Below are 20,955 nucleotides of genomic sequence, written 5' to 3' on the forward strand. Positions count from 1 at the left end.
GTCGCTCAGTACCGGCGCGCATCGCACCTCGTTGCATTCAATTCTGGCGGGGGTGAGAGTAAAAAGCCTTCCGTTTTCCGGGGAAAACCATGGGAAGTGAGGGCAATCATCTCCCCGGCTGAGCGCCGGATCGTGTGATGGCGTCACGGGGCATGGACTTTCGGAAGCGGCAATCCAGCGAACGGTTGCATCGGTCCCGAACCGGCATGACGGACCATGTGAACGCGACGCATCGCGAACGCGAAACGGGGGCTTTTTAAGCCCTGGAAAGGGAGATATCGGCACAGTCTAGTGGCGCGACGTGGAAGCGTCACGGCATGACGACCAGCGTACTCGTGCCGTCTTCCCTCGCACGGGAAGCCGAGGACAGACGCGAGGCAACTCGCAAGCTCGGTTACGTGGCCCGCGCGGCCGCGGTCTACCGGGTTGATCGGCTGACAGTGTATCCCGACCCTGACGGGGCGGGCAAGTGGGAAGACGGGTTCGTCGAAACCGTGCTGCGGTACGCCGCGACGCCCCCACACCTCCGAAAGGAGATGTGGGGTAAGCGGGACGAACTGGAGTACGTCGGCGTCCTGCCGCCGCTCCGCGTGCGTTCACAGACCGGCTCCGGATCTGAGGGTTCGGGGTCGTTAAGACAGGGAATCGTGACCGAGGTCGGAGCTGATGGGCGCGTCCGGGTCAATTGCGGCATGCAACACCCGATCTCCCTGCCCGTCCCAGCGGATATGGACGTGGCACAGGGGGAGCGCGTGACCGTCAGGGTCTCTTCGCGACGGCCGGTCCGGGCGAAACTCGTCGACGCCCCTACAACGGGATTCGACGTTGTCGCCGCGGACCTCGATGCGGCACTCTCGCGCGACGATGCCGGGCTCACTATCGCGTCCTCGCGATACGGCGAGCCGGTAACGTCGACCCGTCTCGGCCAGCTGGCTGAGCGGCGCGACGCCGAGGGCGGCATGACTGTCGCCTTCGGGGCACCCGAGCGCGGGTTACCGTCGATACTCGACGTTGCCCCGGACGCCGTCGGGGGAGACCAGACGAGCGACGAACCAGAAGGGTTCGACCTCTGGCTGAATACGGTTCCGAACCAGGGCAGTGAGGTCGTGCGAACGGAAGAAGCTCTGTTCGCCTCCCTCACCTGTCTAACCCTCACGGAGTAAACGAATGCCACAACCAAGCAGACCACGCAAAGGCTCAATGGGCTTTGGCCCGCGCAAGCGCTCGACGAGCGAGACCCCTCGCTTCAACAGCTGGCCGTCTGACGACGGGCAGCCGGGCGTCCAAGGGTTCGCCGGCTACAAGGCAGGCATGACACACGTCGTGCTTGTCAACGACGAACCCAACTCCCCCCGCGAGGGGATGGAGGAGACTGTCCCCGTGACAGTCATCGAGACGCCGCCGATGCGCGCCGTCGCCCTGCGAGCGTACGAAGACACGCCGTACGGTCAGCGTCCGCTGACGGAAGTCTGGACCGACGAGTTCCACTCGGAGCTCGACCGGACCCTAGACGTTCCGGAGGACCACGACCCGGACGCTGCTGAGGAACAGGTACGTGACGCACTCGAGGCCGGTGACCTCGGGGACGTGCGAGTTATTACGCACACCGTCCCCGACGCCGTCCCGAGCGTCCCGAAGAAAAAGCCCGACGTGATGGAGACTCGCGTCGGCGGTGGGTCCGTTTCGGACCGCCTCGACCACGCCCTCGACCTCGTCGAGGACGGTGGTGAACACGCCATGAACGACATCTTCCGCGCCGGCGAGTACGCCGACGTGGCCGGTGTCACGAAGGGCAAAGGGACGCAGGGTCCCGTCAAGCGGTGGGGCGTCCAGAAGCGGAAAGGCAAACACGCCCGCCAGGGATGGCGTCGACGGATCGGCAACCTCGGTCCGTGGAACCCGTCCCGTGTGCGCTCGACGGTCCCCCAGCAGGGGCAGACCGGTTACCACCAGCGCACCGAGCTCAACAAACGTCTCATCGACATCGCTGACGGCGACGAAGCGACCGTCGACGGTGGCTTCGTCAACTACGGCGAAGTCGATGGGCCGTACACGCTCGTGAAGGGCTCCGTGCCCGGTCCGGACAAGCGCCTGGTGCGCTTCCGGCCCGCGGTACGTCCGAACGACCAACCGCGCCTCGACCCCGAGGTGCGCTACGTCTCCAACGAATCGAACCAGGGATAACCTATGCAGGCAACAATCTACGACCTGGACGGCACCACAGACGGCGAGGTCGACCTCCCGGACGTCTTCGAGACGCCGGTTCGGCCCGACCTCATCGGCAAAGCTGTACGTGCCGCACAGGCCAACCGGAAGCAGGACTACGGGTCCGACGAGTACGCCGGCCTCCGAACGCCGGCCGAGTCCTTCGGTAGCGGCCGCGGGCAGGCACACGTCCCGAAGCAGGACGGCCGTGCCCGCCGCGTCCCGCAGGCGGTCAAGGGGCGACGCGCCCACCCGCCGAAAGCCGAGAAGGACCGCTCGCTCGACCTCAACGACAAGGAACGGCAGCTGGCCGTTCGCTCGGCGCTGGCCGCGACGGCCGACGCCGACCTCGTCGCCGACCGCGGCCACGAGTTCGACCGTGATGAAGTGCCCGTCGTCGTCTCCGACGACTTCGAGGACCTCGTCAAGACGCAGGAAGTCGTCTCGCTGCTGGAAGCGCTCGATGTTGACGCCGACATCGAACGCGCCGACGAGACGAAGATCAAGGCTGGACAGGGGTCGGCCCGTGGACGGAAGTACCGTCGTCCCGCCTCGATTCTCTTCGTGACCAGTGACGAGCCGTCGACGGCCGCCCGCAACCTCGCGGGGGCCGACGTGGCGACCGCCAGCGAGGTCAACACGGAAGACCTCGCGCCCGGCGGCTCGCCCGGTCGACTCACCGTCTTCACGGAATCCGCACTCGCGGAGGTGGCCGAGCGATGAGCTGGGATGTCATCAAACACCCACACGTCACCGAGAAGGCCATGAACGACATGGACTTCCAGAACAAGCTCCAGTTCGCCGTCGACGACCGCGCCTCCAAGGGCGAGGTCGCCGACGCCGTCGAGGAGCAGTACGACGTGACCGTCGTACAGGTCAACACGCAGAACACGATGGACGGCGAAAAGAAGGCCGTCGTTCGCCTCTCCGAGGACGACGACGCCCAGGAAGTCGCCTCCAGAATTGGGGTGTTCTAACGATGGGACGACGAATCCAAGGACAACGGCGCGGCCGCGGGACCTCCACATTCCGTGCTCCGTCGCACCGTTACAAGGCAGATCTGGAGCACCGCAAGGTCGAGGACGGCGACGTCGTCGCCGGCACGGTCGTCGACATCGAGCACGACCCGGCCCGCTCGGCCCCGGTCGCCGCCGTCGAGTTCGAAGACGGCGACCGACGACTCATCCTCGCGCCGGAAGGCGTCGGGGTAGGCGACGAGCTACAGGTCGGCGTCAGCGCCGAGATCGCACCCGGGAACACGCTCCCGCTGGCCGAGATCCCAGAGGGGGTCCCGGTGTGCAACGTCGAATCCAGCCCCGGTGACGGTGGGAAGTTCGCCCGCGCGTCGGGTGTCAACGCCCAGCTGCTCACCCACGACCGCAACGTCGCGGTCGTCAAGCTCCCCTCCGGGGAGATGAAGCGGCTTGACCCGCAGTGTCGCGCCACCATCGGCGTCGTCGCCGGTGGCGGCCGAACTGACAAGCCGTTCGTCAAGGCTGGCAACAAGCATCACAAGATGAAAGCGCGAGGGACGAAGTGGCCTAACGTCCGCGGTGTCGCGATGAACGCCGTCGACCACCCGTTCGGTGGCGGCGGCCGCCAGCACCCCGGCAAGCCCAAGTCCATCTCGCGGAACGCCCCACCAGGACGTAAGGTCGGGGACATCGCCTCGAAGCGAACAGGTCGAGGTGGCAACGAATGAGCTCAGAATATCAAATCGGCCACGAAGGAGAGTTCTCTTTCCGCGGCCACACGCTCGACGAGCTGCAGGAGATGGAGCTCGAGGAAGTCGCAGAACTGCTCCCCGCTCGACAGCGGCGAAGTATCGTACGCGGCCTGACCGAGGAGAAACACAAGCTCCTCGAAAAGGCCCGCGAGGCCGGCGAAGAGGAGACAGCCAACGACCCGATCCGGACACATCTGCGCGACATGCCGGTGCTGCCGGAGATGGTCGGGCTGACCTTCGCCGTCCACGACGGCCAGAACTTCGAGCGTGTCAAAGTCGAGCCCGAGATGCTCGGCCACTACCTCGGTGAGTTCCAGCTCACCCGGAGTAGTGTCGAACACGGTCAGGCCGGTATCGGAGCGACACGCTCCTCGAAGTTCGTACCGCTCAAATAATCATGGGAATCAGTTACTCAGTCGAAGCCGACCCGGACACGACGGCCAAAGCGATGCTCCGGGAGCGGCAGATGAGCTTCAAGCACAGCAAGGCCATCGCCCGCGAGATCAAGGGCAAAACGGCCGGCGAGGCTGTCGACTACCTCGAGGCGGTTATCGAGGGCGACCAGCCCGTTCCGTTCAAACAGCACAACTCGGGCGTCGGCCACAAAAGCAAGGTCGACGGCTGGGACGCCGGACGCTATCCGGAGAAGGCCAGCAAGGCCTTCCTCGACCTGCTCGAGAACGCGGTCGGCAATGCCGACCACCAGGGCTTCGACGGTGAGGCCATGACGATCAAGCACGTCGCCGCCCACAAGGTCGGCGAGCAGCAGGGTCGCAAGCCCCGTGCGATGGGGCGTGCCTCAGCGTGGAACAGCCCGCAGGTCGACGTCGAACTCATCCTCGAAGAGCCGGAGGTCGAAGACTAATGGCCGACGAACAACAGTTCATCGAGGACGGACTTCAGCGGACCCAGATCGACGAGTTCTTCGCAGAGGAACTCGGTCGCGCCGGCTACGGCGGCATGGATGTCGCCAAGACGCCGATGGGGACCCAGATCGTGCTCAAAGCCGAGAAGCCAGGGATGGTCATCGGCAAGGGCGGGAAGAACATCCGGAAGATCACGACGGAACTCGAGGACCGATTCAACCTCGACGACCCGCAGGTCGACGTCCAAGAAGTCGACGAGCCGGACCTCAACGCCCGCATCGTTGCGGACCGACTGGCCAACGCACTCGAGCGTGGCTGGTACTTCCGCAAGGCGGGCCACACCACTATCGACCGCATCATGGAGTCGGGCGCACTCGGTGCCGAAATCGTCCTCTCCGGAAAGGTCACTGGTGCACGCTCGCGCGTGGAGAAGTTCAACCGCGGCTATGTCAAGCACAACGGCGAACCCGCGGAGGAAATCGTCGACAGCGGTGTCGGCGTCGCCGTGATGAAGCTCGGTACCATCGGGGTCCGGGTCAAGATCATCCCGCCGGACGCGGAGCTCCCCGACGACTTCGAGATCTACGAGGATGTCGACGTCGAAGACTACGTGGCCGACACCGACGGCGAGTCCGTCGAGGAACTTCTCGAAGGCGAACCCGAAGACAGCGAAACCGCCGAGGAACTCGACGAGGACGTGGCCGCCGGGGCCACCGACGACGCCGAGTCCGACGAGGAATTCGTCGACGAGGAGATCGTCGAGGAGGACGTCGAAGTCCCGACTGACGACGATGTCGAGGACGTCGACGTCGACGAACTCGAAGAGGCTGTCGACGAGGAACTCGACGAGGACGTCGAGGCGGAAGCCGAAGAGCTGATGGACGAAATGGACGAGGAGGGTGACGACGAATGACCGTCCTCCACGTCCAGGAAATTCGGGACATGACGCCCGCCGAGCGCGAGGCGGAACTCGACGACCTGAAGACCGAACTGCTGAACGCCCGGGCCGTGCAGGCCGCGGGTGGTGCGCCGGAAAACCCCGGCCGCATCAAGGAGCTGCGGAAGGCCATCGCCCGCATCAAGACGATTCAGGGCGAAGAAGGCGACCTGCAGGAGAACGAATAATGCCACTGACACCCGAGGCGCTCCCACGACACGAACTCGTCGGCCTCGACTGTGAGGTCGTCGCGGCGTCCAACTCGGACGCCATCGGTATCAGCGGCACTGTCGTCATGGAGACGACACAGATGCTGACGGTCGAGGGGACCGACCGGGTGTGGCACGTGCCGAAGGACAGTGCGACCTTTTCGTTCGCCGTCGACGGACACCGAGTCCGGGTCGACGGCGATCGACTCGTCGCGCGTCCCGCTCGTCGCACAGAGAACACAGGAGATTCACTATGGCGCTAGGACTGAACGTACAGGAACCGGAGGAAACCTGTGCCGATCAGAACTGCCCGTTCCACGGAGAGCTTTCCGTGCGCGGACAGACACTGAACGGCGAGGTCGCCTCCACTGACATGGAGAAGACCGTTGTCGTCGAGCGCGAGTACGACGTGAAGGTGCCGAAATACGACCGCTTCATGAAGCGGCGGAGCCGCGTTCCGGCTCACGCACCCGACTGTCTCGACCTCGCGGTCGGTGACACGGTCACGATAGCAGAGTGTCGACCGCTCTCGAAAACGAAAAGCCACGTCGTCGTTGGCGTGGTCGCCGATGAACAGGACGGTGATGCCTGATGGAAGCACTCGGTGCTGACGTCACGCAAGGCCTGGAGAAGGGCTCGCTCATCACGTGTGCGGACAACACGGGAGCGCGCGAACTCAAGGTCATTTCCGTCCACGGCTACTCGGGAACGAAGAACCGCCACCCCAAAGCTGGGCTGGGCGACAAGATCACGGTCTCGGTCACCAAGGGGACGCCCGAAATGCGTCGCCAGGTGCTCGAAGCCGTCGTCGTCCGCCAGCGAAAGCCGATCCGTCGACCCGACGGCACCCGCGTCAAGTTCGAAGACAACGCGGCCGTCATCGTCGACGAGAACGAGGACCCGCGCGGGACCGAGCTGAAAGGGCCCATCGCACGGGAAGTCGCACAGCGATTCGGCAGTGTGGCATCAGCAGCGACGATGATCGTATAGAACCATGAGCAAGCAACCAGACAAACAACGCAAGAGTCAACGACGTGCCCCGCTTCACGAGCGGCACAAGCAGGTCCGGGCGACGCTGTCCGCCGACCTCCGCGAGGAGTACGGCCAGCGAAACGTCCGCGTCAACACCGGTGACACCGTCGAGGTGCTCCGTGGCGACTTCGCTGGCGAGGAAGGCGAAGTACTCACGGTGGACCTTGATAAGGCCGTCATCCACGTCGAGGATGTCACGCTCGAAAAGACAGACGGCGAGGAAGTCCCGCGACCGCTTGACACCTCGAACGTCCGCGTGACGGACCTGGACCTCGAAGACGAGAAGCGCGAGGCGCGTCTCGAATCGGAGGATGATTCCGCATGAGTAACCACCAGAAGCGACTCTCGGTGCCAAACAGCTGGCCCGTAGAGCGCAAGACAGCGACGTTTACGGTGAAAGCCGGTGCCGGCCCGCACGGTGAGGACGGGGTTCCCCTACTCATCGTTCTTCGGGACGTGCTCGGCTACGCCGACAACCGCAAAGAAGCCCGCTACGCCCTCAACGAGGACAACGTCCTCATCAACGGGAAGGCCATCTCCGACGAGGAGCGCCCCGTCGGGATGTTCGACATCCTGGCCTTCACCGAGCGCGAGGAGTACTACCGCGTGTTCCCCGGCGAGGGTGGTCGGCTGGCGCTGACCGCAATCGACCCGGACGCGGCCGAGTCCAAGCTCGGCAAAATCGTCACCAAGACGCACGTCTCCGGTGGCGACGTCCAGCTAGGCCTCCACGACGGCGAGACGCTCATCGTCGAGGACGACCAGACCTACGATGCTGGCGACTCCATCGTCGTCGGCAACGAGGACGGCGACATCGTCGCCCACTTCGAGTACGAAGAGGGTGCGCTCGTCACCGCCGTCGACGGCGCCCACGCGGGCGAAGTCGGCGAAATCGAGGAGATTCAGGTGACGCCGGGTTCGGCACAGAACAACGTGATAGTCTCGCAGGATGAAGGCGAAGGCTTCGAGACGGTCGAAGAGTACGTCGTCGTCATCGACGAGAACTTCACGGGTGATGACGAATGAGCTCCGAGAGTGAGTCCGGCGGCGACTTCCACGAGATGCGCGAACCGCGCATCGAGAAGGTCGTCGTTCACATGGGTATCGGCCACGGTGGCCGCGACCTCGCCAACGCAGAGGACATTCTCGGGGAAATCACCGGGCAGACGCCGGTGCGAACGAAGGCCAAGCGGACTGTCGGCGAGTTCGACATCCGCGAGGGCGACCCCATCGGTGCGAAGGTCACACTTCGCGACGAGATGGCCGAAGAGTTCCTCCAAACGGCGCTGCCGCTCGCCGAACTGGCGACGAGTCAGTTCGACGATACCGGCAACTTCAGCTTCGGCGTCGAGGAACACACCGAGTTCCCGAGCCAGGAGTACGACCCGAGCATCGGAATCTACGGGCTGGACGTGACGGTCAACCTCGTCCGCCCCGGCTACCGCGTCGCCAAGCGCGACAAGGCGTCGCGTTCGATTCCGACGAAGCATCGACTCAACCCGGCGGACGCCGTCGCCTTCATCGAGTCGACCTACGACGTGGAGGTGAGCGAATGAGCGAAAGTGAAACCACAGACGAGCCCGATTCCGAGACGGCAACCAGTGAGCGAACTGGCCAGCTCGAGTCCTGTCAGCGCTGCGGGCGCGAACAGGGACTCGTCGGCAAGTACGACATCTGGCTGTGCCGCCAGTGCTTCCGCGAGATTTCGCGGGGCATGGGCTTCAAGAAGTACAGCTAACAATGACAGGGAACGACCCATTTGCCAACGCACTGTCGGCGCTTAACAACGCCGAAAGCGTCGGGCACCTAGAGCAGACAGTATCGCCCGCTTCGAACGAGATTGGCAGCGTCCTCGAGGTCTTCTACGACCGCGGGTACATCGACGGATTCAGTTTCGTCGACGACGGCAAAGCCGGCGAGTTCGAAGTCGAACTGAAAGGAGCCATCAACGAGTGTGGCCCGGTCAAGCCCCGCTACTCTGCGGGCGCAGACGAGTTCGAAAAGTGGGAGAAGCGGTTCCTCCCCGCCCGTGACTACGGGACCCTCGTCGTTACGACCAGCCACGGCATCATGAGCCACTACGAGGCTCGTGAGCAGGGCGTCGGTGGCCAAGTCATCGCGTACGTATACTAACAATGCCACGAGTAGAACTGGAGATTCCGGAGGACGTGGACGCCGAGCAGGACCACCTTGACATCACCGTCGAGGGGGACAACGGCAGCGTCACGCGTCGGCTCTGGTACCCTGACATCGACGTGTCCGTCGACGGCGACACAGTCGTCATCGAATCCGATGAGGACAACGCCAAGACGATGTCGACGATCGGTACCTTCCAGAGCCACATCGAGAACATGTTCCACGGCGTGACCGAGGGCTGGGAGTACGGTATGGAGGTCTTTTACTCTCACTTCCCGATGCAGGTCGACGTCGAGGGTGACGAAGTCGTCATCGAGAACTTCCTGGGCGAGAAGGCCCCCCGCCGCACGACGATCCACGGCGACACGGACGTCGAAATCGACGGCGAGGAGCTGACCATCAGTGGTCCCGACATCGAAGCCGTCGGACAGACCGCTGCGGACATCGAACAGCTCACACGCATCAACGACAAGGACGTGCGTGTGTTCCAGGATGGGGTGTACATCACCCAGAAACCGAACCGAGGTGACGCCTGATGGCGGACAATGAAGAAGATGTCGAAGCAGAGGAAGAGTACACCGAGCTGACCGACATCAGCGGCGTCGGCCCCTCCAAGGCGGAGTCGCTCCGCGAGGCCGGCTTCGAATCGGTCGAAGACGTTCGCGGTGCCGACCAGTCCGCGCTCGCCGATGTCAGCGGTATCGGGAACGCGCTGGCGGCCCGAATCAAGGCCGACGTCGGCGGACTCGAAGTCGAGTCCGAGACCGAAGCCGAAGTCGAAGAGGAAGGCGGCGAGGAAGCGCCCGCCGAGGACGTGGAGACGGAACTCCAGGCCCGCGGGCTCACCGACAAGACGCCGGATCTCTCCGACGATGAAGCGCGGCTCCTGACCCAGCGACACCGGGTCGGCAAGCCGCAGTTCAACCGCCAGGACCACCACAAGAAAAAGCGCGTCTCGACCTCGTGGCGCAAGCCCCGCGGCCAGCTCTCGAAGCAGCGCCGCGGTATCAAGGGCAAGGGCGACACGGTCGAGGCGGGCTTCCGCTCGCCGACCGCGGTTCGCGGCAAGCACCCGTCCGGCTTCGAGGAGGTTCGCGTGCACAACGTGGACGACCTCGAAGGCGTTGACGGCGACACCGAGGCCGTTCGGATCGCCTCGAAGGTCGGCGCTCGCAAGCGCGAGCGAATCGAAGAAGAAGCCGAGGACGCGGGCATCCGCGTGCTCAACCCCACCTACGTCGAAGTCGAGGTGAGTGAGTGATGACTGATCTCTCCGCACAGAAGCGACTCGCGGCTGACGTCCTCGACGTCGGGAAGAACCGCGTCTGGTTCGACCCCGAGCGACAGGGCGACATCGCCGACGCGATTACCCGCGAGGACGTTCGCGAACTGGTCGATGAGGGCGCCGTTCAGGCGAAAGACAAGAAAGGCAACTCCCGTGGACGCGCCCGGGAACGCCAGAAGAAGCGTGCGTACGGCCACCAGAAGGGAGCCGGTTCCCGGAAGGGCAAGGCAGGCGCACGGCAGAACTCCAAGGAGGACTGGGAGTCACGCATCCGCGCACAGCGGACGAAGCTGCGCGAACTGCGTGACGAGGGAACGCTTTCGAGTTCGCAGTACCGCGACCTGTACGACAAGGCCGGCGGTGGCGAGTTCGACAGCGTTGCCGATCTCGAACGTTACATCGACGCAAACCACGGTGACGCATAATGGCGACAGGACCACGATATAAAGTACCGATGCGGCGACGCCGCGAGGCCAGAACCGATTACCATCAGCGGTTGCGCCTGTTGAAATCCGGCAAGCCACGTCTCGTTGCTCGAAAGAGCAATAAACACGTCAGGGCGCAGCTGGTGACGCTTGGCCCCAACGGCGACGACACCCTCGCGTCCGCTCACTCGAGCGACCTCGCCGAGTACGGCTGGGAGGCACCGACGGGCAACATGCCCTCGGCGTACCTCACCGGCCTGCTCGCCGGGCTTCGCGCACAGGAAGCGGGCATCGAGGAGGCGGTGCTCGACATCGGACTCAACAGCCCGACCCCCGGAAGCAAAGTATTCGCAATACAGGAAGGCGCAATCGACGCCGGCCTGGACATTCCGCACAACGACGACGTACTCGCCGACTGGCAGCGCACGCGCGGTGCCCACATCGCCGAGTACGACGAGCATCTCGAGGAGCCGCTGTACAGCGGCGACTTCGACGCTGCCGATCTCCCGGAGCACTTCGACGAGCTCCGCGAGACCCTACTGGACGGTGACATCGAACTATGAGTGCTAACAACGGATGGGAGCCACGGACACGCCTCGGCAAGCAGGTCGTCGAGGGCGAAATCGACTCCATGCAGGAGGCGCTGAACTCCGGGCTCCCGCTGAAAGAATCGGAAGTCGTCGACCAGCTCGTTCCCGATCTGGAAGACGAAGTGCTGGACATCAACATGGTTCAGCGGATGACAGACTCCGGCCGCCGCGTGAAGTTCCGCTGCGTGGTCGCCGTTGGCAACCGCGACGGTCTCATCGGCTACGCCGAAGGCCGTGACGACCAGGTCGGCGGTGCCATCCAGAAAGCAATCGACATCGCGAAGCTGAACATCATCGATGTCTCCCGCGGCTGCGGGTCCTGGGAGTGTGGCTGTGGCCGTCCCCACACGGTCGCGCTGCGCACCGAGGGCAAGGCCGGAAGCGTCGAAGTCGAGCTGCAGCCGGCCCCGCGCGGGCTGGGCCTCGCGGGCGGAGAGACCGTCCGCAAGGTGCTCGAACTCGCCGGCATTGAGGACATCTGGACACGCAGTAGCGGGAACACGCGCACCACGGTCAACTTCGCAAAGGCGACGTTCAACGCCCTGCAGAACACGGCCGAGGCGCGCGTCCCCGAACGAACCTTCGAGAAGCGAGAGGTGATCGAGTGATGCACGCGCTCGTCCAGCTCCGTGGCGAAGTCAACATGCACAGCGACATCCAGGACACGCTGGAGATGCTCAACATCCACCACGTGAACCACTGCACGCTCGTCCCCGAGACGGACGCCTACCGCGGCATGGTGACGAAGGTCAACGACTTCGTCGCCTTCGGTGAGCCGAGCCAGGACACCTTGGAGACGATTCTGGCCACGCGCGCCGAGCCGCTTGAGGGCGACGCCGACGTGGACGACGAGTGGGTCGCCGAGAACACGGACTACGACGACATCTCCGGGCTCGCGTTCGCGCTCCTCTCCGAGGAGACGACGCTGCGCGAGCAGGGACTGTCACCGACGCTCCGTCTGCACCCGCCTCGCGGCGGTCATGACGGCGTCAAACACCCCGTCAAGGAGGGCGGGCAGCTCGGGAAACACGACACTGAGGGAATCGACGACCTCCTGGAGGCGATGCGATAATGACGAGTAAAAAGAAACGACAGCGTGGCTCGCGCACGCACGGCGGCGGCTCGCACAAGAACCGACGTGGTGCCGGCCACCGCGGCGGTCGCGGTGCCGCAGGCCGTGACAAACACGAGTTCCACAACCACGAACCGCTCGGCAAGAGCGGCTTCAAGCGCCCGCAGAAGGTGCAGGAAGAGGCCGCGACGATCGACGTTCGCGAGATCGACGAGAACGTCACGCTGCTGGCTGCCGATGACGTCGCCGAAGTCGAAGACGGTGGCTTCCGCGTCGATGTCCGTGATGTGGTCGAAGACGCCGACGACGCCGATTACGTGAAAGTACTCGGCGCCGGCCAGGTTCGCCACGAACTCACGCTCATCGCCGACGACTTCTCCGAGGGCGCTCGCGAGAAGGTCGAAGCCGCAGGCGGAAGCGTTGAGCTGACCGACCTCGGCGAGCAGCGCCAGGCCGAGGCCGAAGAAACCGACGACGCGGACGCGGACGAGGAATAACGAACGATGAGCTGGAAGGACACCGCCGAACCACTGCTCGTCCGGATGCCCGCAGTCCAGCGACCGGACGGACACGTCCCGTTCAAGCGCAAGCTCACTTGGACAGGTGGCGTGCTTCTGCTGTATTTCTTCCTGACGAACGTGAAGCTGTTCGGGCTGGACATCGACGCCAGTCAGCAGGTGTTCGGGCGCTTCTCCTCGATTCTGGCCTCCGGCCAGGGGAGCATCATGCAGCTGGGTATCGGTCCGATCGTCACGGCGTCCATCGTGTTACAGCTCCTCGGTGGGGCGGACCTGCTCGGGCTGAACACCCAAGACGATCCGCGAGATCAGATCCTCTATCAGGGGCTCCAGAAGCTGCTGGTGCTTGTGATGATCTGTCTCACCGGGCTCCCGATGGTGTTTGCCGGCGGCTTCCTCCCGGCTGACACAGCGGTCGCGAACTCACTGGGTATCGGCACGGCCGGTGTCCAGTGGCTCATCTTCGCCCAGATGTTCGTCGGCGGTGTCCTCATCCTGTTTATGGACGAGGTCATCTCCAAATGGGGCGTCGGCTCCGGTATCGGCCTGTTCATTGTCGCCGGCGTGAGCCAACGGCTTGTCGGTGGCCTCCTGACGGCCCCGTTCCTCGGGAATAGCGAGGGGATCATCTACACCTGGTACCTGTTCATTACCGGTGAGCGCGGCACCGGACCGGTGCTAGCTGCTGATGGCCTCCAGACCGTGCTGCTTCAGGGCGAACTGCTGGGGCTGTTCACGACGGTCCTCATCTTCGCAGTGGTCGTCTACGCCGAATCGGTCCGCGTGGAGATTCCGCTGTCGAACGCCCGTGTGAAAGGGGCCCGTGGCCGGTTCCCGGTCAAGCTCATCTACGCGAGCGTCCTGCCGATGATCCTCGTCCGGGCACTGCAGGCGAACATCCAGTTCCTGGGCCGGATCCTGAACGCCCAGCTGGGTTCGATGCCAGCGTTCCTCGGCACGTACGCTAACGGCCAGCCCACCGGCGGCCTGTTCTACTTCCTCGCCCCAATCCAGAGCCGTGGCGACTGGATGTGGTGGCTCGAAGGGACGGCCCAACCGGTCTGGCAGATCCTGACCCGGGTCGGTATCGACCTGTTCGTCATGCTGGTCGGCGGCGCCATCTTCGCCGTGTTCTGGGTCGAGACCACCGACATGGGCCCGGAGGCCACGGCCAAGCAGATCCACAACTCCGGGATGCAGATCCCCGGCTTCCGCCAGAACGTCGGCGTCATCGAGAAGGTCCTTGAGCGGTACATCCCGCAAGTGACCGTGATCGGTGGGGCCCTAGTCGGACTGCTCGCCGTGATGGCTAACATGCTGGGCACCATTGGCGGCGTCTCCGGTACCGGGCTGCTGCTGACGGTCTCCATTACGTACAAGCTGTACGAGGAGATCGCCGAAGAGCAGCTCATGGAGATGCATCCGATGATGCGCCAGATGTTCGGCTAGGTTGTAGAACAATTATAGAACGAGGTTGGCCGCTGATCTTGTTCTTCTGGGCCGATTCCTTTCTCTTGGTGATCGGCACAAACTCACATTGTTGTTGGCTGTACAATACCCAATCTGAGTCGTGAGATCTATTTTTCCGAACTATTGTCTTGTGGGGCTATCCACTTCTGAATGTCCTCAGCCGGAGTTCGATCATCTAGCGCTTGATTTGGGTCGTTCAATGCATTCCCGGTTGAGAAGCACTTTGACGAGATTACGTCGGTGTACGGCCGGGTACCGGTGTGATTGCGACGAGCAAATCACAAGATTCTCTTTCTCTTGCCCCGACCATGCACTAACTAACGGATGGTACATCGATCTAACATTCTCCTTGTCACGATAGATTCGCTCCGCGCCGACCACATCTACAATTCGTTCACAGATACTCCTGCTCACGACGACCTCGCCGATGACGGCATCGTCTACGAGCGCGCCTACTCCCAAGGCCCGTTCACCACCTTCTCGATGCCGTCGTTGTTCACCTCCCGATACCCCAGCGCCCTCCAGTACGTGGAGTTCTCGGATAGCACGATCGGGGTCTACATCGACGACGAACCAACCATCCCGGAACTCCTCCGTGAGCAGGGCTACGAGACGGCAGGTTTCCACTCGAATCCGCTCCTCTCGAACCTGTTCGGGTTCGACCATGGGTTCGACGAGTTCGACGCTCGTCTCCCACTCTCGAACCTCGACCTGTTCTCGGGTCGGGCTAAAATTCTTACCGACAAGCTCCTGCGGGTATTCCGCAAGCACGCCTACCTCCCCGCAGAGAAGCTCAACGACCGCGCAGTCGAGTGGCTCGACGACCGGGATGACGACCAACCGTTCTTCCTGTGGCTTCACTACATGGACGTTCACGGGCCGTATCAGGCCAAGTCCGGTAACGCCTACCTCAACAAGTACCGAGGAGAGCGTCTCTGGCGCAAGGCGCTGAAGCGTCCCGACGAAGTCACCAAGTCCGAACACGAACGCCTGAAAGAACTCTACCGTATCGAGGTGGAGTATACCGACCGGTGTCTCGGCAATTTGTTCGACGCGCTCCGCGCGCGCGGCCTGTTCGAGGACACTCTGACCGTTCTCACGGCCGATCACGGTGAGCAGTTCTACGAGCACGGGCAGTACTCGCATCCACATCAGCTATACGAGGAACTGACCCATGCCCCACTCATAGTGCGCGACCCAAACCGAGAGTCCGCCAGTCAGGACGACGTGACTGAACTAATAGACGTGGCCCCGACGCTGGTTGAGCGCGCAGGTGGCGACGTGCCCGAGTCGTTCTCTGGCCGGCCATTATTCGGTGACACTGACGAGACCGACCACCGGGCGGCCTTCAGCGAGGCCGACCTCACTCCGGCGTACAGTGGGAGCGTTCGCACCGCCCGCTGGCGGTACGTCCGAGACGACACCGCCGACGAAGAACTGCTGTTCGACCACGAGAATGACCCGGACGAACAGCGCGACGTGCTTGCCGACTTCCCCGAAGTCGGCGACCGACTCGCCGACCGACTTGACGCGCATGTGACGACGGACGGCCGGTCGGTCGGGCCTCAACGCGACGTGACGCAGAAGGATATCGAAGACAGAGAAGTGCAGGACAGACTGGAAGACCTCGGCTATCTGGGCTGAACTACCGCTCGTGCAGTAACGTCTCTAGATTCTCCCGGACGTACTCCTTGTCGTGGTTCTCGACGTACCAGTCGATGGTTTCGGCCATTCCGTCTTCGAGAGTGTACTCGGGCTCCCAGCCGAGCAGTTCCTCTGCGCGGGTCGTGTCGGCGGCGCGGTGGCGGACCCCAACGGGCTTGTTGGTCATCCGGTTTATTTCGTCGGGTTCCCAGTCCATATAGTCGAAGATGGCCTCGGCGACTTCGTTGATCGATATATACTCGGGAATCCCGGCGTTAACTGGCGTAGCGTCCGAGATTTTCTCGTTGGCAAGGAGCAACGCACTCACGATGTCCTTGACGTAGGTGAAGTTGCGAGTCTGCTCGCCGTCCCCCCAAATCTGGTACGGGTCTTGCTCGGCGTAGGCCTTCGCTATCAGCGCGACGATAGCATGGGTCTCGTTTTCGCGTGGGCCGTAAGCCGTGAAGATGCGGACTGCGCTGGCGTCTACGCCGTACTGCTCGTGGAACGCCTGCAGGGAGCGCTCGCCCATCAGTTTTGCCCAGCCATAGGCCTCGTCGGCGTAGGCACCTCCGCGCTCGTCGAAGCTCACCATGTCCTCACGGAGGCGGCGTTTCTCCTGCTGTATGTCGGTCGGGTACGTGCAGGCGCTGGAGGCGAACGTAATTTTCTCGACGCCGTTCTCGACGGCCGTCTCGAAGACGATGTTGTCCAACGCCATGTTGGTCGCGCAGTTCGCGGGGTAGTTCGAAATGTACCCTCGGCCGCCGTGGTCGGCCGCGAGGTGGAAGACCCGGTCGATGTCTTCCGTCGCTCGCTCGGCGAACCCTCGGCGCTTGAGATTTCCGCTGACGACTTCGATCTCGTCGCGGACCGCTGCGAGGTTCTCGTCGGTTCCGCTGGAGAAATCGTCGGCAACCCGGACGTTCGCGCCACGCGAGACGAGATCTTCCACGAGATGCGATCCAATAAACGACGCGCCGCCGGTCACGAGGACGCGCTCGCCTTCGAAGCTCATTGGGTACCACCCGCCTTGACAGCGGTTCCTTCAGCGTTGAGTTCCTCAGCGGCCCAGTCGTACACCTCACGTAGTCCGTCTTCGAGTCGGATCGACGGCTCCCAGTCGAGTTCGTCTTTCATTTTCGCGTCGTCAGCGGCGTACTTGTCGGTTCCTGTCGGTTTCGAGAGGTCGTGTTCGATGGCGATGTCCTTGCCGGAGATGTCCACGATGGTTTTGGCGAGTTCATTGATCGAGACCACCTCGTCGCCGTTCCCGAGGTTGATGGGGTCGCCGTCAGCCTTCTTCTCGATGGCCCGAACCATCCCCTCCGCGAGGTCGGTGACGTAAATGAAGCCCCGCTGCTGGCTGCCGTCGCCAAACAGTTCGATGGAACCGCCGTCGGGCTCTTCGATGACTTTCCGGCACAACGACGGGATGACGTGGCTACTATCCGGGTCGAGGCTTTCACGCGGCCCGTAACAGTTGAAAATACGGACCATCGCCGTGTTGAGGTCGCAATCATCGTGGTAGGCCTGACACGCGACTTCGCCGACTACCTTCGCCCACCCGTAGGTGCTATGCGGGTTCGCGGGAATCGCTTGGTCCTCGCTGAAGCGGTTCAGGTCGTCGTGTTGCTGGCGGTAAATGCAGGCACTGGAGGCGAACAGGAATCGGTCCACGTCGTTGATTCGGGCGGCTTCGAGCATGTGCTGGTTCATTAGTACACTTGGCGTGAGACCACCGACGTTCTCGCGCTGGATGTAGTGAATTCCGCCGACGCTCGCTGCGAGGTGGAAGACGTGGTCCACGCCTTCGGTCGCCTTGATGCAACCTTTGTGGGTCGTCAGGTCCACTGTCCGAAGTTCGACATCGTTGAGGAGGTGTTCGACGTTTCGCGGTGATCCACGGGAGAAGCTGTCGGCAATAATGACGTTACATCCGAGTTCTAGAAGGTGTTCAGTGAGGTGACTTCCAATAAAGCCCGCCCCTCCAGTTACGAGTACAGTCTCATCGTCCCATTGCATACTTATGAACCACAACTATCGGCTAATATATCTACTGACATCCGTTTGGTTGGACGAACCCGACAGAGTAAGGTACGTCCCGTTTCGATGCGACGGGTATGGAAGACCAGAAGTCGGTAACGATTCTCACCGAGTATTTTTACCCCGAGGAGGCGTCTACTGCCCAGCTCCTCACCGAACTCGCATCCGGTCTGACAGACTCGCTCGACGTGTCGGTCGTCACGGCATACCCGAACTACCACGACGAGGATCGTGATCGGTCGGTCCCGCGCCGGGAAACCCATAATAGAATTGATATTTTCCGAGCCCGATCCACGCGCTTCGACAAGGACAAAATTCCGTTCCGGGTTATTAATTGGCTCTCGTTCGCGTTCTTCGTTTTCGTCCGGTTACTCCGCCACGGAAAGTCCGACGACATCCGCCTCGTTCTCTCAAACCCGCCAATCCTGCCGTTCGTGACGTGGGCGCTGAAACAGATTCGCGGAACTCCGTACGTCTATCTAATCTACGATATGTACCCCGATATGCCGGTCGCGCTAGGGGTCGTCTCGGAGAACGGACTGATCGTCCGTCTCTGGGAACGCGGCATGCGTTTGCTCTATCGTGACGCGGACTGCATCGTCGTCCTCGGCGAATCCATGGAGCACCGGCTTATCAAGAAGATGGCTGCCGACCCAGAGTTCGACCCCGATAAGGTCGAGATAATCCCCAACTGGGAGGACGAGGAGTTCATCGAACCGATGGACAAGTCCGATAATGAGTTCGCCGTCGAAAACGGCACCCGCGACCAGTTCACGCTTCTCTACTCGGGGAACATCGGTCGATTCCACGAACTCGAAACAGCCATCAACGCCGTCGGCGAGCTTGAATCACGGGGCCGTGACGACGTGCAACTACTTGTCATCGGCGACGGTGCCCGAAAACCCGACCTCGTGGAGTACGTCAACCGCAAAGGAATCAAAAACGTTCGGTTCCTCCCGTTCCAGCCACTCAACCGACTCCCCGAGACGCTCACCTGCGCAGACGCATCGCTGGTCGGCATCAAGTCCGAAATGGAGGGAATGTGTGTCTCGTCGAAACTTTATTCGTCGCTGGCGGCAGGTATGCCGGTCCTCGGCGTCGTCGGCGAAGGCGACGAAGTCGCACGGGTCGTCCGGAACCACGACTGTGGGGCATACGTCCAGCCAGGCGATGCTGAGACCGCCGCAGATGTCCTCGCACGGTGGGCTGACGATCCCAATCTCGTGTCTCGATTGGGGCAGAATGCCCGGGCCACGCTGGAAAAAAACTATACCAAGGAACACGCTATTGAGTCCTACCGGTCGCTGCTCGGTCGCGTCGCGGCCGAGTCGTAGTCCGGATCACTCTATGTTAATTGATTTTATATTCGTCGATAAGTAACAAGTTCTATATAAATCAGCATGGCACTGTCTAGTTGAGAGATTGAGAAGCGAGGAGGTCGTAACGAGAACTCGCGCCAGTTCAGTTCGTGCTCGGCGAGTAAGAGTCGGTCAGTTCGGGCCAATACGTTCGAGAAGACGCTTAGTCTGTTCGAACGTCTTATCCCATGAGAAGTCCTTCGCGCGTCTTCGCCCACGCTTACGAAGCGACTTCCGTTCGTCCTCATTGTTGAGGAGTTCCTCAATAATCGACGCCAATCGCTCGTCGTCGTCGGGTTCAAACAACGCCGCTGCACCGTCGGTAATTTCCGGCATACACGTCGAGTCAGCCGCGACTACCGGGACACCGCTGGTCATTGCCTCGACGAGTGTATGGCCGAAGGTTTCAAGTTTCGACGGAAGGACGTATATCGCTGCGTTGCTGTATAGGTAAGGGACGTTGTCGTAGTCAACGCCACCGAGGAAGATCACATCATCTTCGATACCCTGTTCGTGGAGTATTCCTTTGAGTGTCTGCAGATACGATTCAGAAGGAGTTCGTCCAGCGATAATCAGTGGGTACGCGTCTCTCGTCTCGGGCGGAAGACGCCCGTAGGCGCGGAGCAACACCTCGTAATTCTTATGTTCGGCGACAGTTGATACCGTCAGGACATACGGAGCTTCCGCGTCGAGTGTATCTTTTAGCTCAGGGTCGGTTGGCTCCGCGGGGTTGATAAACAGCGATGCGTCCATCCCGTGATACAGGGTACTGGTCTTGGAGTCAGGCAATGAGAGATATTTGTTGCTGATCTCCCGTGAGAAATCGGAAACAAAAAAGACGTGTTCGGCCTTTTTTGCAGAGAGTTTGGTCAACTGCCGCTGGATAAAGAACTTGACCCGCCGAGTAAAGGGGCGTTCAAGACCGAACTCCGACGCCGAAAAATATGGATTCGGATTTCTGACGGCCAACAATGTCGGTCGATTGGTGACAAGCGGTGTCAGATCAGCTGGCGAAAACAACACGTCGATATCCCACTGTCGGAGACGAATCGGAAGGATAATTTGCTCGTATAACAGTCGTGCTGGGAGCGGATCAAAGAAAGAATTGACATATTTGAATTGCACATTTGATGACGTCGGCTCCGAAAGCATATCCCTAGACTCGGGGACGAGAATAACGTACTCATTATGATCGTCCGAAAATCGGGGGATCATATTTTGAAGATATGTGATACCCCCACCTCCGACATGAGCAAGCGTATTTATGAGAATCTTCATCCATTGGATGCAAGATAGGGTTCTGTTGATTAAACTTCCGATTCAACAACGCGGCAGAATGATCTTCTTACTCCGACAAAGAGTTTAAAAGCGAACTAGTCGAATTGACTCGTGTCTTATACCAGACTGTTGGGCTTCTTTACCAGTCGTCCCGCATT

Annotated in this window: 30 protein-coding genes; 27 read left to right on the forward strand and 3 right to left on the reverse strand. The window is 61.9% G+C overall.

Annotated elements, in window-relative coordinates:
* The first annotated feature begins 317 nt into the window (after positions 1–317).
* The 26 genes from D3D01_RS07050 (at position 318) to D3D01_RS07175 (ending at position 16,115) form a co-directional block, all read left to right on the forward strand.
* A complete protein-coding gene (locus D3D01_RS07050) occupies positions 318–1,163 on the forward strand; it encodes a putative RNA uridine N3 methyltransferase (protein ID WP_121511699.1) in 846 nt (281 codons plus the stop codon).
* 4 nt (positions 1,164–1,167) lie between these two features.
* Positions 1,168–2,184 (forward strand): 50S ribosomal protein L3, encoded by a 1,017-nt coding sequence (rpl3p, locus tag D3D01_RS07055; protein WP_121511700.1) that lies wholly within the window; start codon positions 1,168–1,170, stop codon positions 2,182–2,184.
* 3 nt (positions 2,185–2,187) lie between these two features.
* Positions 2,188–2,928, forward strand: a complete 741-nt coding sequence (gene rpl4p / locus D3D01_RS07060) for a 50S ribosomal protein L4 (RefSeq protein ID WP_121511701.1) — start codon at positions 2,188–2,190, stop codon at positions 2,926–2,928.
* On the forward strand, positions 2,925–3,182 hold the full coding sequence (locus D3D01_RS07065; RefSeq protein WP_121511702.1) for a 50S ribosomal protein L23: 258 nt from the start codon (positions 2,925–2,927) through the stop codon (positions 3,180–3,182). Before rpl4p ends, D3D01_RS07065 begins: the two co-directional genes overlap by 4 nt.
* 2 nt (positions 3,183–3,184) lie before the next feature.
* Complete coding sequence (locus tag D3D01_RS07070; protein ID WP_004516968.1) at positions 3,185–3,907, forward strand: 50S ribosomal protein L2; 723 nt, start codon at positions 3,185–3,187, stop codon at positions 3,905–3,907.
* Complete coding sequence (locus tag D3D01_RS07075) at positions 3,904–4,326, forward strand: 30S ribosomal protein S19 (protein ID WP_121303385.1); 423 nt, start codon at positions 3,904–3,906, stop codon at positions 4,324–4,326. The genes D3D01_RS07070 and D3D01_RS07075 overlap by 4 nt, the downstream gene beginning before the upstream one ends.
* Positions 4,327–4,328: 2 nt before the next feature.
* The gene (locus D3D01_RS07080; RefSeq protein ID WP_011223742.1) at positions 4,329–4,796 is read left to right on the forward strand and encodes a 50S ribosomal protein L22; all 468 of its coding nucleotides are present in this window, start codon (positions 4,329–4,331) and stop codon (positions 4,794–4,796) included.
* Positions 4,796–5,710: a 30S ribosomal protein S3 gene (locus tag D3D01_RS07085; RefSeq protein ID WP_121511703.1), complete on the forward strand. Its 915-nt coding sequence runs from the start codon at positions 4,796–4,798 to the stop codon at positions 5,708–5,710. The genes D3D01_RS07080 and D3D01_RS07085 overlap by 1 nt, the downstream gene beginning before the upstream one ends.
* On the forward strand, positions 5,707–5,922 hold the full coding sequence (gene rpmC, locus D3D01_RS07090) for a 50S ribosomal protein L29 (RefSeq protein ID WP_004516964.1): 216 nt from the start codon (positions 5,707–5,709) through the stop codon (positions 5,920–5,922). Before D3D01_RS07085 ends, rpmC begins: the two co-directional genes overlap by 4 nt.
* Complete coding sequence (locus D3D01_RS07095) at positions 5,922–6,206, forward strand: ribonuclease P protein component 1 (protein ID WP_121511704.1); 285 nt, start codon at positions 5,922–5,924, stop codon at positions 6,204–6,206. The genes rpmC and D3D01_RS07095 overlap by 1 nt, the downstream gene beginning before the upstream one ends.
* Positions 6,197–6,535 carry a 30S ribosomal protein S17 gene (locus tag D3D01_RS07100; RefSeq protein WP_004591559.1) on the forward strand — a complete coding sequence of 113 codons (339 nt, stop codon included), beginning with the start codon at positions 6,197–6,199 and terminating at the stop codon, positions 6,533–6,535. The genes D3D01_RS07095 and D3D01_RS07100 overlap by 10 nt, the downstream gene beginning before the upstream one ends.
* A complete protein-coding gene (locus tag D3D01_RS07105; RefSeq protein WP_004516961.1) occupies positions 6,535–6,933 on the forward strand; it encodes a 50S ribosomal protein L14 in 399 nt (132 codons plus the stop codon). The genes D3D01_RS07100 and D3D01_RS07105 overlap by 1 nt, the downstream gene beginning before the upstream one ends.
* Positions 6,934–6,937: 4 nt before the next feature.
* Positions 6,938–7,300: a 50S ribosomal protein L24 gene (gene rplX / locus D3D01_RS07110; protein WP_121511705.1), complete on the forward strand. Its 363-nt coding sequence runs from the start codon at positions 6,938–6,940 to the stop codon at positions 7,298–7,300.
* Positions 7,297–8,001, forward strand: coding sequence for a 30S ribosomal protein S4e (locus D3D01_RS07115; protein WP_121511706.1), 705 nt, complete (start codon positions 7,297–7,299; stop codon positions 7,999–8,001). The genes rplX and D3D01_RS07115 overlap by 4 nt, the downstream gene beginning before the upstream one ends.
* Positions 7,998–8,531: a 50S ribosomal protein L5 gene (locus D3D01_RS07120; RefSeq protein ID WP_004591562.1), complete on the forward strand. Its 534-nt coding sequence runs from the start codon at positions 7,998–8,000 to the stop codon at positions 8,529–8,531. The genes D3D01_RS07115 and D3D01_RS07120 overlap by 4 nt, the downstream gene beginning before the upstream one ends.
* The gene (locus D3D01_RS07125; protein WP_008312921.1) at positions 8,528–8,713 is read left to right on the forward strand and encodes a 30S ribosomal protein S14; all 186 of its coding nucleotides are present in this window, start codon (positions 8,528–8,530) and stop codon (positions 8,711–8,713) included. Before D3D01_RS07120 ends, D3D01_RS07125 begins: the two co-directional genes overlap by 4 nt.
* 2 nt (positions 8,714–8,715) lie before the next feature.
* Positions 8,716–9,108 carry a 30S ribosomal protein S8 gene (locus D3D01_RS07130; RefSeq protein ID WP_004516956.1) on the forward strand — a complete coding sequence of 131 codons (393 nt, stop codon included), beginning with the start codon at positions 8,716–8,718 and terminating at the stop codon, positions 9,106–9,108.
* Between the two features lie 2 nt (positions 9,109–9,110).
* Positions 9,111–9,647, forward strand: coding sequence for a 50S ribosomal protein L6 (locus tag D3D01_RS07135; RefSeq protein WP_121511707.1), 537 nt, complete (start codon positions 9,111–9,113; stop codon positions 9,645–9,647).
* Complete coding sequence (locus D3D01_RS07140) at positions 9,647–10,372, forward strand: 50S ribosomal protein L32e (RefSeq protein ID WP_121511708.1); 726 nt, start codon at positions 9,647–9,649, stop codon at positions 10,370–10,372. The genes D3D01_RS07135 and D3D01_RS07140 overlap by 1 nt, the downstream gene beginning before the upstream one ends.
* Positions 10,372–10,821, forward strand: a complete 450-nt coding sequence (locus D3D01_RS07145; RefSeq protein ID WP_008312924.1) for a 50S ribosomal protein L19e — start codon at positions 10,372–10,374, stop codon at positions 10,819–10,821. Before D3D01_RS07140 ends, D3D01_RS07145 begins: the two co-directional genes overlap by 1 nt.
* Positions 10,821–11,384 carry a 50S ribosomal protein L18 gene (locus D3D01_RS07150; protein ID WP_121511709.1) on the forward strand — a complete coding sequence of 188 codons (564 nt, stop codon included), beginning with the start codon at positions 10,821–10,823 and terminating at the stop codon, positions 11,382–11,384. Before D3D01_RS07145 ends, D3D01_RS07150 begins: the two co-directional genes overlap by 1 nt.
* Complete coding sequence (locus tag D3D01_RS07155; RefSeq protein WP_004957374.1) at positions 11,381–12,019, forward strand: 30S ribosomal protein S5; 639 nt, start codon at positions 11,381–11,383, stop codon at positions 12,017–12,019. Before D3D01_RS07150 ends, D3D01_RS07155 begins: the two co-directional genes overlap by 4 nt.
* Positions 12,019–12,483, forward strand: a complete 465-nt coding sequence (gene rpmD / locus D3D01_RS07160; RefSeq protein WP_053967662.1) for a 50S ribosomal protein L30 — start codon at positions 12,019–12,021, stop codon at positions 12,481–12,483. The genes D3D01_RS07155 and rpmD overlap by 1 nt, the downstream gene beginning before the upstream one ends.
* Positions 12,483–12,980 (forward strand): uL15m family ribosomal protein, encoded by a 498-nt coding sequence (locus D3D01_RS07165; protein WP_121511710.1) that lies wholly within the window; start codon positions 12,483–12,485, stop codon positions 12,978–12,980. The genes rpmD and D3D01_RS07165 overlap by 1 nt, the downstream gene beginning before the upstream one ends.
* A 6-nt stretch (positions 12,981–12,986) precedes the next feature.
* Complete coding sequence (gene secY, locus D3D01_RS07170) at positions 12,987–14,450, forward strand: preprotein translocase subunit SecY (protein ID WP_101350575.1); 1,464 nt, start codon at positions 12,987–12,989, stop codon at positions 14,448–14,450.
* A gap of 345 nt (positions 14,451–14,795) precedes the next feature.
* Positions 14,796–16,115, forward strand: a complete 1,320-nt coding sequence (locus D3D01_RS07175) for a sulfatase (RefSeq protein WP_121511711.1) — start codon at positions 14,796–14,798, stop codon at positions 16,113–16,115.
* Between the two features lies 1 nt (position 16,116).
* Here D3D01_RS07175 and D3D01_RS07180 read toward each other — a convergent pair whose 3' ends face one another.
* Together D3D01_RS07180 and D3D01_RS07185 are read right to left on the reverse strand one after the other, a co-directional pair.
* Positions 16,117–17,133 (reverse strand): NAD-dependent epimerase/dehydratase family protein, encoded by a 1,017-nt coding sequence (locus D3D01_RS07180; RefSeq protein ID WP_121511712.1) that lies wholly within the window; start codon positions 17,131–17,133, stop codon positions 16,117–16,119.
* Entirely contained in the window at positions 17,130–18,140 is a 1,011-nt protein-coding gene (locus tag D3D01_RS07185) for an NAD-dependent epimerase/dehydratase family protein (protein WP_121511713.1), read from the reverse strand. Before D3D01_RS07185 ends, D3D01_RS07180 begins: the two co-directional genes overlap by 4 nt.
* A gap of 98 nt (positions 18,141–18,238) precedes the next feature.
* Here D3D01_RS07185 and D3D01_RS07190 point away from each other — a divergent pair, with 98 nt between their 5' ends.
* Positions 18,239–19,495 (forward strand): glycosyltransferase family 4 protein, encoded by a 1,257-nt coding sequence (locus D3D01_RS07190; RefSeq protein WP_121511714.1) that lies wholly within the window; start codon positions 18,239–18,241, stop codon positions 19,493–19,495.
* A gap of 156 nt (positions 19,496–19,651) precedes the next feature.
* On the opposite strand, the gene D3D01_RS07195 is transcribed toward D3D01_RS07190, so the two are convergent.
* Entirely contained in the window at positions 19,652–20,797 is a 1,146-nt protein-coding gene (locus D3D01_RS07195) for a glycosyltransferase family 1 protein (protein WP_121511715.1), read from the reverse strand.
* Between the last annotated feature and the right edge of the window lie 158 nt (positions 20,798–20,955).

This window comes from Haloarcula sp. Atlit-7R, from assembly GCF_003666065.1.
Classification (GTDB): Archaea; Halobacteriota; Halobacteria; order Halobacteriales; family Haloarculaceae; genus Haloarcula; species Haloarcula taiwanensis.